Raw genomic sequence first — 13,553 nt, forward strand, 5'->3', positions numbered from 1 at the left:
ACCCTTTCCTATGAAGCAGGTTAAAATTCAGATTCCCTCGCTTGTCGAGAACATTCGTGTTGTGGAGAGTTTCATCGACAACTCGAAGGATACCTTCCATATCGAAGACGATATTTATGGTAATATCATGGTGGCAGTGACGGAGGCCGTGAACAACGCCATCCGCCACGGTAACAAGTTCGACAAGGACAAGAACGTGTACTTGTCGCTGTACGTGGACACCGACCGAGTGAAGTTCGAGGTGGAAGACGAAGGTCAAGGCTTCGATTACACGAATCTGATTGACCCTACCGCTCCCGAAAACCTGGAAAACCCTGGTGGCCGTGGCATCTTCCTGATCCGCCACCTCGCCGACGAGGTGGAGTTCAGCAAAGACGGCCGCAACGTGCAGCTCACGTTCATGCTTTCTGCTCCTTCTGAAGCTGCCAACGCAGGCGAAGACACCACTTCCAGCACCTATCAGGCATGATCCAGCACCCGCCCGGCACCGAACACGAAATGAACAGCGGCCTCCCTCAAGACTCGCATGAGTCGCATGGTATCGAGTTTTTGGTGGAAGATGTGCCGTTCGAGCTAGCCGATGCCGAGGCGTTGGGCTCTTGGATTGAGCGGGTGATAGATGTGCACGAATATGAATTGGTGCAGCTGACCTACATTTTCTGCTCCGACGAGTACTTGCACCGCGTCAACGTCGAATACCTCGACCACGACACGTACACCGACGTCATCACTTTCGACAATGCGGACGACGCCGACATTATCGAAGGCGACATTTTCATTTCGGTGGAGCGAGTTCGTGAAAACGCGCAGCAACTTGGTGTTGCCTTCATCGACGAGTTGCACCGCGTCATGATCCATGGCGTGCTGCACTTGCTTGGCTACGCCGACAAAGATCTGATCAGCCAGACGGCCATGCGAGCGAAAGAGGATTACTGCCTCTCGCTGCGCACTTTCTAGCTAGCGCAGGTTCCTTGCTACCCTAGGCGTGGGCCTCTCTACAAAACGTCCGCTCCAAACGCGGGCGTTTTCTGCGTTGTAGCTACCCCATTGCTATATTTATACTTCTTCAACACTCCAGCGGCTATAGCTGTTCTGTAGCAGCTGCCCAGCTCGGGGACTTGGCAATTACACCCTATTCATTACCTGTTGCCTACCTGGCATAACACTATATGACCTCTTCCTACATGCCCGTTATCAGAGGCGACATGCTGGATTTCTACTTGAGCCAGGGATACTACCGCATGATTCAGGATCTGTTTACGTGTCGGTTTCTGGCCGTGAACGATGAGTACCATACCGTACACTGGCTTCGGCTGGTGCTGCCCGACGTGCGCTATGGCAGTGAGCAGCGCCGCTTACTACGCCTCAATGAGCGGTTTTCAAGCGAGATAAAACCATTGCGGCTCACGGCGGAGATAGAAGCCCTGTATGCGTTATACCGCACTTCCATCACCTTCGATGCGCCCGAAACCGTGGAGGCATTCCTGTTGGCCGGCGCAACGCACACCATATTCAACACCACCATTGTGGAGGTGCGGGATGGACAGCAGTTGATTGCCGCCGGTATTTTCGATAGTGGCGCCCGCACCATGATGGGCATTATGAATTTCTACGACCCCAGCTACCGCAAATACAGCTTGGGGAAGTACCTGATGCTGCTCAAAATCAACTATGCCATTAGCCAGCACATGGCCTATTACTATCCTGGCTATCTGGTCCACAACTACCCGAAGTTCGACTACAAGCTGTTTCCTTGCCTGGCAGCCACTGAAGTCTATGATTGCCTCAACAGCTTGTGGCTGCCGTTTTCGTGGGATGCCGTAGCCACCCAATCGGCAAGCCTGATAACGGAGTGGCAGGAAGGCAGCCTAGGCGGCTACGATATCGACTAGGCCAGCCAGCTCCGCACAAAACAGAGGATTAGTATCTATCTTTGCGCACGTTCTGAGCGGGTTGCATCTGCTTTTCCGATTTCAATTTCACCGGAATGCCCGCACCGTAGCGGGCGTTTTGCCTCTAGTATCAAGTGCCGGTTGGGAGAGTCGTTGCTACCGTTGAACGACCTGTACGGTAACTGGTGTTACCCCCGACAAACTACTTATGCCTCGCCAAGCCGGAGCTTGGCGCTACCACCATGTTTCAGCAAGAAGAATACGACGTTATTGTAGTAGGAGCGGGCCACGCGGGCTGTGAGGCCGCCGCGGCTGCCGCTAATTTGGGCTCCAAAGTCCTGCTCGTAACGATGAACATGAACACCATCGCGCAGATGTCGTGCAACCCGGCTATGGGTGGCGTGGCTAAAGGCCAGATTGTGCGCGAAGTGGACGCTTTGGGCGGCCAGTCGGGCATTATCACCGACAAGACGATGATTCAGTTTCGGATGCTGAACCGCTCGAAAGGCCCCGCCATGTGGAGCCCCCGGGCGCAGTCGGACCGGATGCGCTTTGCCGAGGAGTGGCGCAATACGCTCGAACAAACGCTAAACGTGGACTTCTGGCAGGAAGCCGTAATGGGCTTATTAGTAGAAAACGATACGGTCGTGGGCGTGAAAACCCAACTCGGTATCGAGTTCCGTAGCAAAGCGGTGGTGCTCACCAACGGCACCTTCCTGAACGGCCTGATTCATATTGGCGAGAAAAACTTCGGGGGTGGCCGCGCCGCCGAGCGTGGTAGCACCGGTATCACCGAGCAGCTCAAAGAGCTAGGCTTTGAGGCGGGCCGCATGAAAACCGGTACCCCTCCCCGCGTAGACGGCCGCAGCCTCGACTACTCGAAAATGGAAGAGCAGCCCGGCGACGAGGCACCCAGCAAATTCAGCTACCTGCCCACGCCGCCGCTGGCCAAGCAGCGCCCGTGCTACATCACCTACACCAACTCCGAGGTGCACGACATCCTGCGCGAAGGCTTCGAAAAGTCGCCGATGTTCCAGGGCCGCATCAAGGGCTTGGGGCCACGCTATTGCCCATCGGTAGAAGACAAAATCAACCGCTTCGCTGACAAGGACCGGCACCAGATTTTTGTGGAGCCGGAAGGCTGGAGTACGGTGGAAGTGTACGTGAACGGTTTTTCGAGCAGCTTGCCCGAGGACGTGCAATATCGCGCCCTGCGCAAAATTGCGGGTTTCGAGAAAGCCAAGATGTTCCGGCCCGGCTACGCCATCGAGTATGACTTCTTCCCACCAACGCAGCTTAACCTCACGCTGGAAACCAAGCAAGTACGCAACCTGTATTTCGCGGGCCAGATCAACGGCACCACAGGCTACGAGGAAGCTGCTTGCCAGGGCCTCATGGCTGGCATCAACGCCCACAACCGCGTGCACGGCAAAGACCCCTTCATCCTGAAGCGGAGCGAAGCCTACATCGGTGTGCTCATCGACGACCTCGTCAACAAAGGCACCGACGAGCCCTACCGCATGTTTACGAGCCGCGCCGAGCACCGCATCTTACTGCGCCAGGATAACGCCGACCTGCGTCTGACGCCCCTTGGTTACGCAATTGGGCTGGCTTCGGAAGAGCGGATGGAGTTGGTGCGCGAGAAAGAGCGCCAAACCAGCGAGGTGGTGGATACGCTGAAAAACTTCGCCATTGAGCCCGCCGAAATCAACGGATTGCTAACGGAACAGGGGTCGGCTACTATCACCGAGAAAACCCGTGCCATCAACCTGCTGCGCCGCCCCAACATCGAGTTGGCTACCCTCACGAGCGTGCTGCCGGGCCTTACGCTGGCCTTGGCGCCGTACGGCCCCGAGGCGCTAGAGCAAGCCGTGATTCTGGTGAAGTACGAAACCTATATCGAGAAGGAAAATCAGCAAGCCATCCGGGCCGCGGAGCTAGAAAACTTCGTAATTCAGGGCCGCCTTGATTACAAAGCCATGCCGGCCCTGTCGCACGAAGCCCGCGAAAAGCTGCTCAAAGTGCAGCCCGAAACTATTGGCCAGGCTGCCCGCATCAGCGGCGTTTCGCCCGCCGATATTTCGGTGCTCATGGTGTACCTTGGCCGATGAAACTGGGAACGGTAATTAGCTACCGTTCCCGTTTCTTGCTCCTGACGGGCATACTAACCGGGCTTGTTCTGGGTGGTTCATCAGTCGGGTTGCTTCTAGATCACCGATTTGCGGAGCGCTATTTGTGGCTAGGCTTTCTAACGCTAGGTTGCTGGCTGATGTTGGCCGTGCAAGCATTCCTTGCCGTTGTCGTTATGGTTCGTCGGCTACTAGGTCGGCGTTGGGTTTCAGCATTGGGCTGGCTTCTGTTGGTGGGTTTGGGTGCCGGAGTTTTGGGCGCAACGCTGCTACCAGTGACGGTGCTGTGCGGGGGCGGCGTCTCGGTTGGAGAACCGCCACCAGGCAATCCAGAGCAAATAGAGGCTGACCGTTTGTCTGAATTCAAGTAGCTGCCTGACTATAGCCTCAAAAGTCTATTTTTGCTAATGCAACCTAAACGGCAGCCTGATGCAAGTCAGGCTGCTTCGCTTATAGTCTGAACCTGTGTCTTACGAACGATTGGAGAAGTGCCCGGTTTGCGGCAAAACGGAGTTTCGCAACAAGCTGGTAGTGGAAGACAAATCGGTGAGCAAGGAAAGCTTTGCCATTCAGCAGTGCGAAGCGTGCAGTTTTCAGTTCACCAATCCTCGGCCCGACGCGGCCCACATTGGCCGGTATTACGAGTCCGACGACTATGTGTCGCATAACAGCGGTGCCGCGGGCGTCATCAACCAAGCCTACAAAGTAGCGCGCTTTTTCACGTTGCGGCGGAAGGTGGGGCTCATCAACAAGCTGGCGCCGCGCAAAGGCCGCCTGTTTGATTATGGCTGCGGAACAGGTCATTTTCTGGAAGCTGCCAAGAACAATGGTTGGCAGGTAGCTGGCTGGGAACCCAATGTCCGGGCCCGTGAAGAAGCCTCGCGCCGGGCCGGCCAGCCGATTGGCACCGAAAGCCTAGCTTCCTTCGAGAGCGGCAGCTTCGACGCCATTACGCTGTGGCACGTGCTCGAACACGTACACGAGCTCAATGAAACCCTTCAGCAACTGGTAAGCTTACTGAAACCCGACGGGGTACTGTTAATAGCCGTGCCCAACGTGGAAAGCCTCGATGCCCAACACTATCGGCAAGACTGGGCCGCCTACGATGTGCCGCGCCATCTCTACCATTTCAGCTTGAAAACCATGACGCAGCTGCTCAAGAGGCACAAGCTGACGGTGGTAGATACGCTACCCATGGCGCTAGATGCCTATTACGTGAGCATGCTCAGCGAAAAGCACAAAGCCGAGCGGGGAGGAGGAATCGTGTCGGTGCTGAAGGCCGGATACAAGTCCAACCAGTACGCAGCGCAGCACGAGGGCCAGTACTCCAGCTTGATTTACGTGGCCGCCAAGCGCTGATTGTAGATGGGGCTGCCAGCTAGATACGTATTTGGGTCGTTGCTGGCACTGCCCCTCCATGCTGGTGGGGTAGGGGAGGGCCACCCGTCTGACGCCGGCGCAACAGCCACTGCCGCATATACTCGGCAGCATACGCACGTTGTGGTTAGCATAGCGCCCGACACCACTCGGAAGTCACTTTCCGCGGATACCACGCGCCGCCCGGCCCTCGTTCCTGATACGACCACCGTGCCGGCTGATGAAGACCACCCGACCCGCAAAACCACTGTATGGACCGTGCTGGCCATTGCGGCACTAACTATTTCCACGCTTCTGCTTTATAATGTCCGTTCGCGCTAACCTTCTTTTTCTGCTCGCTGCTGGTGCTGGGCTGGCTGGCTGTGCTTCCATTAGTTCGCCTACCGGCGGGGAGAAGGACATTATTCCGCCCACGCTGGAAAGCTCAACTCCCCCAAATGGCAGCCGCAACTACAAAGGCCAAGTGGTGCGGTTGGTATTCTCTGAGTCGGTGCAGCTCAAAGACCTCAACAAGAACCTCATCATTTCGCCGGCCTTACCCGAAGACAACCCCTACAAACTCCGGGAAGACCGCACGTCTATTTCTCTGCTCTTCGATAAGCCGCTCGACCCGAACACCACCTATTCGTTTAATTTCGGCAATGCCGTTACCGACATCACCGAAAGCAACCCGGCAACGAATGTTGTAGTGAGCTTCAGCACGGGCGCCGTGCTTGATTCGGGCGCCGTGCGTGGCAGCGTTCGGGAGTTGCTGACCGACAAGCCGGCCGATGCGGTTTCGGTGTTGATGTACCCCGAATCCGATACGGCGGGGGTGCGCCGCGGGCGGCCTTACTACCTGGCCCGCGCCGACAAAAACGGAGCATTTGCGCTGCGTAACCTGAAAGCCGGCCGCTACCGTATCTACGCTTTGGCCGACAAAAACCAGAACACCCGCTACAACGAGGGCGAGAAGATAGCCTACCTCCCCGATTTCATTACCGTTGGCCCCCGGCCCGATTCGGTTCAGTTGCTACTAGTACGGCCCGATGCGCGCCGGCCCATCATCAACAGCCGGCAGGGCACTTTTTCGCAGTTCCGGGTAACCTACGGGGAAGGCCTACGGACGGCCGTTATTTCCTCGCTCGGCGCAGCTGCTACACCGCCACAGCTCACCGAGGCACTGCAACTCGCTGAGCAAGGCCGCGTGGTGGCACTGTTCAAGACCCCAACGCTAACCGAGGGACGCTACTTATTAGCCGCCACCGATAGTGCCGGCAACGTCTCCCGCGACACGGTGAACGTACGATTTCCCGGCACGGCTCCCACCAAACGCGCCCCAGTCTATTCTGTGGATGGGGCGCCGCGCGATGTGTATCGGCAAGGAGAAGTGCGCTTTTTGTTCACTGAACCCGTGCGGGTAGCCCCCGGCAAACCCTTTGCGTTGCTGCAAGAAGACTCCACTGCTACCCGACGCCCCCTTACGCTGCCGACCAATGGCACCTTGAGTCCCGACCGGACCCGCCTCACGGTGCTCCTAGACACCAAAGCCAAAAAGACGGTTACCATCACGCTTGACACCCTGAACCTGACCACCGTTACGGGACAAAACCTGGGTGCCAAGCCGCTGCGCTTGCGCGTAACCGACCAAGCCACCTACGGCAGCCTAGCGGGTACCATCCAAACCAAGTACAAGCGCTACGAAGTGCAGCTTCTCGATTCGCAAGGCAAAGTGGTTGCCACCCTCGACAGCCCCAAAGGCACCTTTCGCTTCGACCGGCTGCTACCGGCTGTCTACACGTTCCGGGTGTTGATTGATGCTGATGGCGACGGCCGCTGGCGGGGCGGTGACCCTGAACTCCTGGTACCCGCCGAACCCATTTACATCCGGCCGAAGTCGGAGCAGGTGCGCGTCAATTTCGAGCTAGAAGATATCAAGCTGGTTTTCTAATCACCGGCTGGTTTGCAGTATGCCTACTGTGTGCCCATGGCTGCACAGTAGGCTTTTTTATGCCCTTAGAAGTTACTTTCAGCAGCTAGAAAACAGGCTGATTAACTGGAAACGGCGTTTTTCAGCTTTCTTACTCGGGCTGCTTTTTGTGTCTTACGTAGCAAAACGACTTGTCAAGGAGTTTTTCAACGGGCAGTAGCCTGCTTTCCACAACTACAAAGGGCTGTTTCAAGTTACTGAGGCTTGTTTCCGGGGCTTATCCACAGCAAATCCACAGGCTTATCCACTATATCCCGTTTATCGGACATAACCTGTGGATAACACTGGGGAGAAGTGGGGATAATCGGTGTAGAAAAATAGGATAAGTTTTTTTGCGCTTCTCGCATCCCGTACAGCTCCCTTTTTACACACACCCTTGGTGGATAAGGGTGGATAACTCCACACGTTTTTCGACGCTGTCCACATCCCACAAAAGTGTGAATTGTGGATTAGTGGATAACTGATGTGGATTGTTAAAAACTAGGTTAAGTAATTATAAATCAATGAAATGATATGCACACACCCTGTTGATAGACGGTGCATAACGCCGAGGCTATGCACAAGTTATCCGTGGTGTGGATTACTCTCATTTGTTGTCCACTTATACACAGCCCTAACGACAGGGATAAAAAAGATTTCTTAAAATTTCTTCTTTTAAAAAGTTATTAACCTTGTGGACAACCCAGCCGGGCTCAAAAAAAAGGCGAGGTGGTTTCTCGCGTTCAAGATGGAAGGCTGTCGGGGCAAGCAGGCCGAACACCGTTGGGTGGAGCATGTGGAAAAGCGGGCGCTTGTCCAATCATCTTATTCCGGGCACGGCGCGTATACACCTAACACCTCTTTCGCCCTATATGCCCTTCGACTACGACCTTGATTTTCGCACCGTAGATTTTCGGAAGCATCCCGAACTCTACCGCGTAGGCAAAGGCGAACAGGGGGTGCTGCTGGTACAGCCCTATAAAGGGGAGATTCTGCCCCACTGGCGCTTCCGAACCCCAGAAGTGGCACGGGAGTCGGCCGATACTATCTACGGCCTGTTTGAGGCCTATCTGAAGGCCGAAGACTTTGTAGGGGCCGACATGGCCCGCAAGTTTCTGCAAATGGGGTTCACCAGGTCGCGGCGCTACGCCAACCACAAAGGCGGCAAGAAATACGATGGCCCCGTACCCGACGACAAGAAAGGCCAAAGCGGAGCCCACGGCCGCGCCGAGCTACCCCGCTCTCCTGAAGACGCCGAAAAGGCCGAGGCTGCTGTCATTTTCAAACTGAAGTGGGACCAGGCCAAGCAGCACCCCGACTACCTACGCCAGATGGCCGATTTTAAAACCCGCTACGGGAAGTGAAACCCGTTTGGCTACCTTTACCCTCTCCTTCCAACAGACTCTTTCCACCATAACCACTGCCACCATGGACACCACTCAACATTCTTCCGGTACCGAAGAAAATGAAATCATACTAGGCACGGGCATGGGGCCGCTCCGTTTTGGGGCCACCATGGACCAGGTGCGTGCCCTGATGGGCGAGCCCGAAGAAATTGAAGAATCAGAAGAGGAAGACGAGTTCGAACACCAAGCCTGGAACTACCTCGAAGAAGGCTACTCACTTTACTTCGACCGCGAAGACGACTATCGCCTAAGCTGTATCGAAACCGACCACCCCGGCATGCGCCTGTTTGGCGAAGCCATCCACGGCAAATCGCCGGAGCAGATCCAGGAACTCATGCGCCAGCACGGCTACGAAGCTAGCGAGGTGGAAAAGATGGATACCGGCGAAATGCGAGTGTCTTACGAGAAAGAGATGATTGACCTATACTTCGATGAGGACGAGCTTCAGTTTGTCAACTTTGGCGTCTTTATTTCGGAAGACTTGGACGTACAGTGGCCAGCATAACTCCCACTTATCCACAAAACAGCTTGTTTTGCCTGTGGATAAGTGGATAACTGCTTGATTTATCAAGTATTGAGGTTTAAATATATCTAGCTAAGGCGCAGGTAACCTCGCTTGTTGTCTCAAATTGAGAATCCACTTAACAAAAAAAGCCGCTCTATCATAGAGCGGCTTTTTGCATTTATACGTGAGACAACCAGCTGGCCTACAAAGCAAGGCGCTATCTGGCTGGCACTGAACTACCCGAGGATGGCTCGGAACAACAAGAACAAGCCACCTGACAAGGCCATTGTAACGGGCAAAGTAAGCACCCAGGCCAAGGCAATGTTGCGGACCATTTGCGGGTTCAAATTCTTGATACCGCGGTTGGCTACCATCGAGCCCGCAATGGAAGACGACAACACGTGCGTGGTTGACGACGGCAGGTTGTAAGCAGTGGAAAGGCCAATCATAGTAGCCGTAATCAGTTCCGAGGAAGCGCCCTGGGCATACGTCAGGTGCTCCTTACCAATTCGCTCTCCAATGGTTTTCACAATGCGCTGCCACCCAATCATGGTGCCCAAGCCCAGTGAAACCGACACAATCAGCAACACCCACGTAGGGGCATAGTCAGTGAAGGTGCGCATCTTGGTTATGGAGGCATTCAGTGTTTCCCGGTCCACACTGCTTAGGCTTACCTTGTCGCTGCCTTGGAGCTTCTTGGCTTGATTGCTCAGCAGCAGAATAGCTTTGCGAATCTGGAAACGAGCGTTCTGCGGCAGCTGGGTAACCTCGGTCTTGTTGGTGAAAATGGAATCCAGCGAATTGGTTTGGAGGCGGATGTTGCTAACTGCCGCCCGGTCGTCGGTGCTCAAGTCACCGGGGTTCAGCTTCTGCATTACCTGTTCCACCTTTACCAGCGAGTCGCGCATGTCCAGGGGGTTCTTGGTATGGTCGAGCGCGAAGAAAGTTGGCACGATACCAATCAGAATCAGCATCACGAGGCCCACGCCTTTCTGGCCGTCGTTGGAGCCGTGGAAGTAGCTTACCAGCGTACAAGTAGCCACCAGAATCAGGCGAATCCAGAGCGGTGGTGGCTTGTGTTTGTGCGGCTCCTTGAAGATGGCCTTGTTGTCGACGAAGCGCTTGAGCAGGAACATCAGGAAGATGGTGAGCGAGAAACCAAACAGGGGCCCGATTAGCAGCGCCAATCCGGTTTCGCCTGCTTTGCTCCAGTTCACGGCCGCGCTACGAGTACCCGGCAGCAGCGTAAACGCAATACCAACTCCCAGAATACTTCCGATGAGCGCGTGCGACGACGACGACGGCAGCCCGTAGTACCAAGTACCCACGTTCCAGATAATGGCGGCCAAAATGAGGGCGCCCACCATGGCAATGCCGTGGTAGACGTTCTGATCAACCAAACTTTCGACGGGCAATAAGTACACGATGCCCATGGCTACGCCAATACCGCCCGTTAGTACCCCAATGAAGTTCCAGAACGCCGACCAGACGACGGCCACCCACGGCCGCAAGGCGTTGGTGTAGATAACCGTGGCCACGGCATTGGCCGTGTCGTGGAATCCATTAACAAATTCAAATGCGCAGGCTGCTACCAAACAGACGATAAGCAGAATCAGCACATGAGGCTCTAAGCCAAGCATAAAAGAAAATTTGGTGGAAATTCAAATTTCAACAATCAAAGGTAGGAGGGCCCTAAGGCGGAGCAAGATTATGAAATTGTTATCTCACAGATAAAAATTGCTTTGTGAATAGATTATAACAAGTCGCTAAACGCAGGATAACCCTAGAGGTTGAAGCTACTAGATACACAATCAGTGGAATAGCCTTGGAAAGTGGTTCGCGCTAAATTTGGCTGGTTTTAATCCAACCTATGCTTCGCTGCCTACCAAGCTTCTACTACTTTTGCTTTCACTTTAGGAAGTGATGTAGCGAATTGGCGAATTAGTTGGCTGAGAAGGTAGCAACCCGTTGCTATCACGCTTTAGCTTCTAATGGCACTCCAGCTCATTCAAAGGAACCATTTGTTGCGTCACGAATTCACTAACTATCCCCTCATGAGCAACGCCCCGCAAAAAGCCGCCGAAACGGCCGAGAACACCTTAGCTGATATTGTATCGCACGCGAAAGAGTATGGCTTTGTATTTCCGTCCAGCGAAATCTACGACGGCCTAGCTGCTGTGTACGACTACGGCCCCAACGGCGTGGAGCTGAAAAACAACCTTAAGCAGCTGTGGTGGCGGGCCATGACCCAGCTCAACCAGAACGTAGTGGGCATCGACGCCGCTATCTTCATGCACCCGCTCACTTGGAAAGCCTCCGGCCACGTTGACGGCTTCTCGGACCCGATGATCGATAACCTTGACAGCAAGAAGCGCTACCGCGCCGACGTGCTGTTGGAGGAGAAAGCCGCCGAGTACGAAAAGAACGGCGAAAAAGAACGGGCTGATGCGCTGCTAGCTGAAATGGGCCGCCTGCTCACGGCTGAAGACCTAGCGGGGGTTCGTCAGCTCATCATCGACGAGAAAATAGCGTGCCCAGTATCCAAGACCAGTAACTGGACCGAGGTGCGCCAGTTCAACCTGATGTTCTCCACGCAGATAGGCGCCGTAGCCGGCGACTCGAGCTTGATCTATCTGCGGCCCGAAACAGCGCAAGGTATTTTCGTCAACTTCCTGAACGTGCAGAAGTCGGCCCGGATGAATATTCCGTTCGGTATTGCGCAAATCGGGAAGGCCTTCCGCAACGAGATTGTGGCTCGGCAGTTCATCTTTCGCATGCGGGAGTTCGAACAGATGGAAATGCAGTTCTTCGTGCGCCCTGGCACAGAGGATGAGTGGTACGACAAGTGGAAGGAAACGCGTCGTCGTTGGCACGAAGCAATAGGATTACCAGCCGAAAAGTTGCGCTTCCACGACCACGACAAGCTAGCTTTCTATGCTAAGGCAGCGGTTGATATCGAATACGAGTTTCCATTTGGCTTTAAGGAAATGGAAGGTATTCACTCCAGAACTAACCACGACTTGAGTCAACACCAACAGTATAGCCGCAAAAAGCAGAACTACTTCGACAACGACATCAACCCCGAAACCGGCAAGCCCTACGGCAACTACGTACCCTTTGTGGTGGAAACGTCGGTAGGTGCTGACCGGCTGTTCCTGGCTACGCTCTGCCAGGCGTTCCAGGAAGAAACTATTACGGAAGGCGAAGGAGAGGAGCAGAAAACCAAAACCCGCAAGTTCCTGAAGTTGCACCCCGCCATAGCGCCTGTTAAGGCGGCCATCTTCCCGCTGGTACGCAAAGACGGGCTGCCTGAAAAAGCAACGGAAATCTTCAACGCTCTGCGCCACGATTTCCGGTTGGTGATGGAAGAGAAGGACGCCATTGGCAAGCGCTACACCCGCCAGGACCTTATCGGTACGCCGTTCTGCATTGCCGTCGACCACCAGACGCTGGAAGACAACACCGTAACCGTCCGTCACCGCGACTCGCGCGAGCAGACCCGCATGCCTATTTCGGAACTGCGGAGCTACATCGGTGAAGCCGTTAGCTTCTCGCGCATTTTCGAGAAGCTGTAGGTCACCTACTTCGCTTACCTATTATAAAAGAGAAGGCCCTAACGACTAGTTAGGGCCTTCTCTTTTATAATAGGTTTGAGTGTGGATAACTCTGTGGAAAAGTTAATTACTGCTAAGCCAATCAGTGGCTTCCTGGCGCGACGTGAAGTAGTTGAATTCCACTTGTGCCGGCGGTAGGGTGGTGCTGGCGGCCAGCACGTTACCGATTTGGTATTGGTACTGTTTCTCTGATACCACGGCCGCAATAAACAGTGAACGGTCCGGATGGGCAAGCAGAACTTCGGCTAGTGGCTGCAGGATATGCTCAGTCTCGTCGGCCGGAGGAGCATTGCGCTTCAAGTCCAGCAACAGCTTGGTTACGTTGTGCTGCAGCATCTTTTCCAGTGCCTGCTGGTATGCCGCTCTAAACGAGAGAGACAGCCGCGTGGCGCTGTAGCTGAGGTAAAGCGTATCAGAAGCGGAGTGATATACGAGCTGCGCCTCTGGTGAATGAAAAAGGGTCATCTAAATGCAACGAGAACTTATGTATCGGCATAATGCAATGCTTTGTTTTTGCAAAACACTGATGGGCTGAATATTAAACTTTAATTGTCATAGAAAGTTGCCTTTGTTATTAAATTATTTCTGGAAAGTAGGAAACCCCCTGAGCTCAAGTGAAATGGAATGCCCTCCTTATAGGGGCAAGAGTCCGGTTACCTGCTTGGGGTTGCGTACCTTTGCT

General features: G+C 54.5%; 13 protein-coding genes. 11 read left to right on the plus strand and 2 right to left on the minus strand.

Features of this window, described 5'->3' with window-relative positions; all coding sequences use genetic code 11:
- Positions 1 to 10 precede the first annotated feature (10 nt).
- The 10 genes from MTX78_RS23030 to MTX78_RS23075 all read left to right on the plus strand — a co-directional run bounded on the left by MTX78_RS23030 (position 11) and on the right by MTX78_RS23075 (position 9,257).
- A complete protein-coding gene (locus MTX78_RS23030; protein ID WP_243798715.1) occupies positions 11 to 469 on the plus strand; it encodes an ATP-binding protein in 459 nt (152 codons plus the stop codon).
- Positions 466 to 957 carry an rRNA maturation RNase YbeY gene (gene ybeY, locus MTX78_RS23035; protein ID WP_243798717.1) on the plus strand — a complete coding sequence of 164 codons (492 nt, stop codon included), beginning with the start codon at positions 466 to 468 and terminating at the stop codon, positions 955 to 957. The genes MTX78_RS23030 and ybeY overlap by 4 nt, the downstream gene beginning before the upstream one ends.
- Positions 958 to 1,169: 212 nt before the next feature.
- Entirely contained in the window at positions 1,170 to 1,892 is a 723-nt protein-coding gene (locus MTX78_RS23040) for a GNAT family N-acetyltransferase (protein ID WP_243798719.1), read from the plus strand.
- Between the two features lie 242 nt (positions 1,893 to 2,134).
- Positions 2,135 to 4,003, plus strand: a complete 1,869-nt coding sequence (mnmG, locus tag MTX78_RS23045; protein WP_243798720.1) for a tRNA uridine-5-carboxymethylaminomethyl(34) synthesis enzyme MnmG — start codon at positions 2,135 to 2,137, stop codon at positions 4,001 to 4,003.
- Complete coding sequence (locus MTX78_RS23050; RefSeq protein ID WP_243798722.1) at positions 4,000 to 4,392, plus strand: hypothetical protein; 393 nt, start codon at positions 4,000 to 4,002, stop codon at positions 4,390 to 4,392. Before mnmG ends, MTX78_RS23050 begins: the two co-directional genes overlap by 4 nt.
- A 94-nt stretch (positions 4,393 to 4,486) precedes the next feature.
- The gene (locus tag MTX78_RS23055) at positions 4,487 to 5,380 is read left to right on the plus strand and encodes a class I SAM-dependent methyltransferase (protein ID WP_243798723.1); all 894 of its coding nucleotides are present in this window, start codon (positions 4,487 to 4,489) and stop codon (positions 5,378 to 5,380) included.
- A gap of 6 nt (positions 5,381 to 5,386) precedes the next feature.
- On the plus strand, positions 5,387 to 5,719 hold the full coding sequence (locus tag MTX78_RS23060; RefSeq protein WP_243798724.1) for a hypothetical protein: 333 nt from the start codon (positions 5,387 to 5,389) through the stop codon (positions 5,717 to 5,719).
- The gene (locus tag MTX78_RS23065; RefSeq protein WP_243798726.1) at positions 5,703 to 7,328 is read left to right on the plus strand and encodes an Ig-like domain-containing domain; all 1,626 of its coding nucleotides are present in this window, start codon (positions 5,703 to 5,705) and stop codon (positions 7,326 to 7,328) included. Before MTX78_RS23060 ends, MTX78_RS23065 begins: the two co-directional genes overlap by 17 nt.
- Positions 7,329 to 8,218: 890 nt before the next feature.
- Entirely contained in the window at positions 8,219 to 8,710 is a 492-nt protein-coding gene (locus MTX78_RS23070) for a DUF4385 domain-containing protein (RefSeq protein WP_243798728.1), read from the plus strand.
- Between the two features lie 7 nt (positions 8,711 to 8,717).
- Positions 8,718 to 9,257, plus strand: a complete 540-nt coding sequence (locus MTX78_RS23075) for a hypothetical protein (RefSeq protein WP_243798730.1) — start codon at positions 8,718 to 8,720, stop codon at positions 9,255 to 9,257.
- A 236-nt stretch (positions 9,258 to 9,493) separates the two neighbouring features.
- Here MTX78_RS23075 and MTX78_RS23080 read toward each other — a convergent pair whose 3' ends face one another.
- Positions 9,494 to 10,897, minus strand: a complete 1,404-nt coding sequence (locus MTX78_RS23080) for an inorganic phosphate transporter (RefSeq protein WP_243798732.1) — start codon at positions 10,895 to 10,897, stop codon at positions 9,494 to 9,496.
- 414 nt (positions 10,898 to 11,311) lie between these two features.
- Between MTX78_RS23080 and MTX78_RS23085 the strand changes: the two genes are divergently transcribed.
- Positions 11,312 to 12,832, plus strand: a complete 1,521-nt coding sequence (locus MTX78_RS23085; protein ID WP_243798734.1) for a glycine--tRNA ligase — start codon at positions 11,312 to 11,314, stop codon at positions 12,830 to 12,832.
- Between the two features lie 102 nt (positions 12,833 to 12,934).
- Here the strand turns inward: MTX78_RS23085 and MTX78_RS23090 are convergent, their stop codons facing one another.
- A complete protein-coding gene (locus MTX78_RS23090; RefSeq protein WP_243798736.1) occupies positions 12,935 to 13,336 on the minus strand; it encodes a hypothetical protein in 402 nt (133 codons plus the stop codon).
- Between the last annotated feature and the right edge of the window lie 217 nt (positions 13,337 to 13,553).

It is taken from the genome of Hymenobacter tibetensis (genome assembly GCF_022827545.1).
Taxonomy (GTDB): domain Bacteria; phylum Bacteroidota; class Bacteroidia; order Cytophagales; family Hymenobacteraceae; genus Hymenobacter; species Hymenobacter tibetensis.

What these genes read in the sequence shown, in the direction of transcription:
- MTX78_RS23030 (WP_243798715.1), top strand. Translation starts at nt 11, where the DNA reads ATGAAGCAGGTTAAAATTCAGATTCCCTCGCTTGTCGAGAACATTCGT.
- ybeY (WP_243798717.1), top strand. Translation starts at nt 466, where the DNA reads ATGATCCAGCACCCGCCCGGCACCGAACACGAAATGAACAGCGGCCTC.
- MTX78_RS23040 (WP_243798719.1), top strand. Translation starts at nt 1,170, where the DNA reads ATGACCTCTTCCTACATGCCCGTTATCAGAGGCGACATGCTGGATTTC.
- mnmG (WP_243798720.1), top strand. Translation starts at nt 2,135, where the DNA reads ATGTTTCAGCAAGAAGAATACGACGTTATTGTAGTAGGAGCGGGCCAC.
- MTX78_RS23050 (WP_243798722.1), top strand. Translation starts at nt 4,000, where the DNA reads ATGAAACTGGGAACGGTAATTAGCTACCGTTCCCGTTTCTTGCTCCTG.
- MTX78_RS23060 (WP_243798724.1), top strand. Translation starts at nt 5,387, where the DNA reads ATGGGGCTGCCAGCTAGATACGTATTTGGGTCGTTGCTGGCACTGCCC.
- MTX78_RS23065 (WP_243798726.1), top strand. Translation starts at nt 5,703, where the DNA reads ATGTCCGTTCGCGCTAACCTTCTTTTTCTGCTCGCTGCTGGTGCTGGG.
- MTX78_RS23070 (WP_243798728.1), top strand. Translation starts at nt 8,219, where the DNA reads ATGCCCTTCGACTACGACCTTGATTTTCGCACCGTAGATTTTCGGAAG.
- MTX78_RS23080 (WP_243798732.1), bottom strand. Translation starts at nt 10,897, where the DNA reads ATGCTTGGCTTAGAGCCTCATGTGCTGATTCTGCTTATCGTCTGTTTG.
- MTX78_RS23085 (WP_243798734.1), top strand. Translation starts at nt 11,312, where the DNA reads ATGAGCAACGCCCCGCAAAAAGCCGCCGAAACGGCCGAGAACACCTTA.
- MTX78_RS23090 (WP_243798736.1), bottom strand. Translation starts at nt 13,336, where the DNA reads ATGACCCTTTTTCATTCACCAGAGGCGCAGCTCGTATATCACTCCGCT.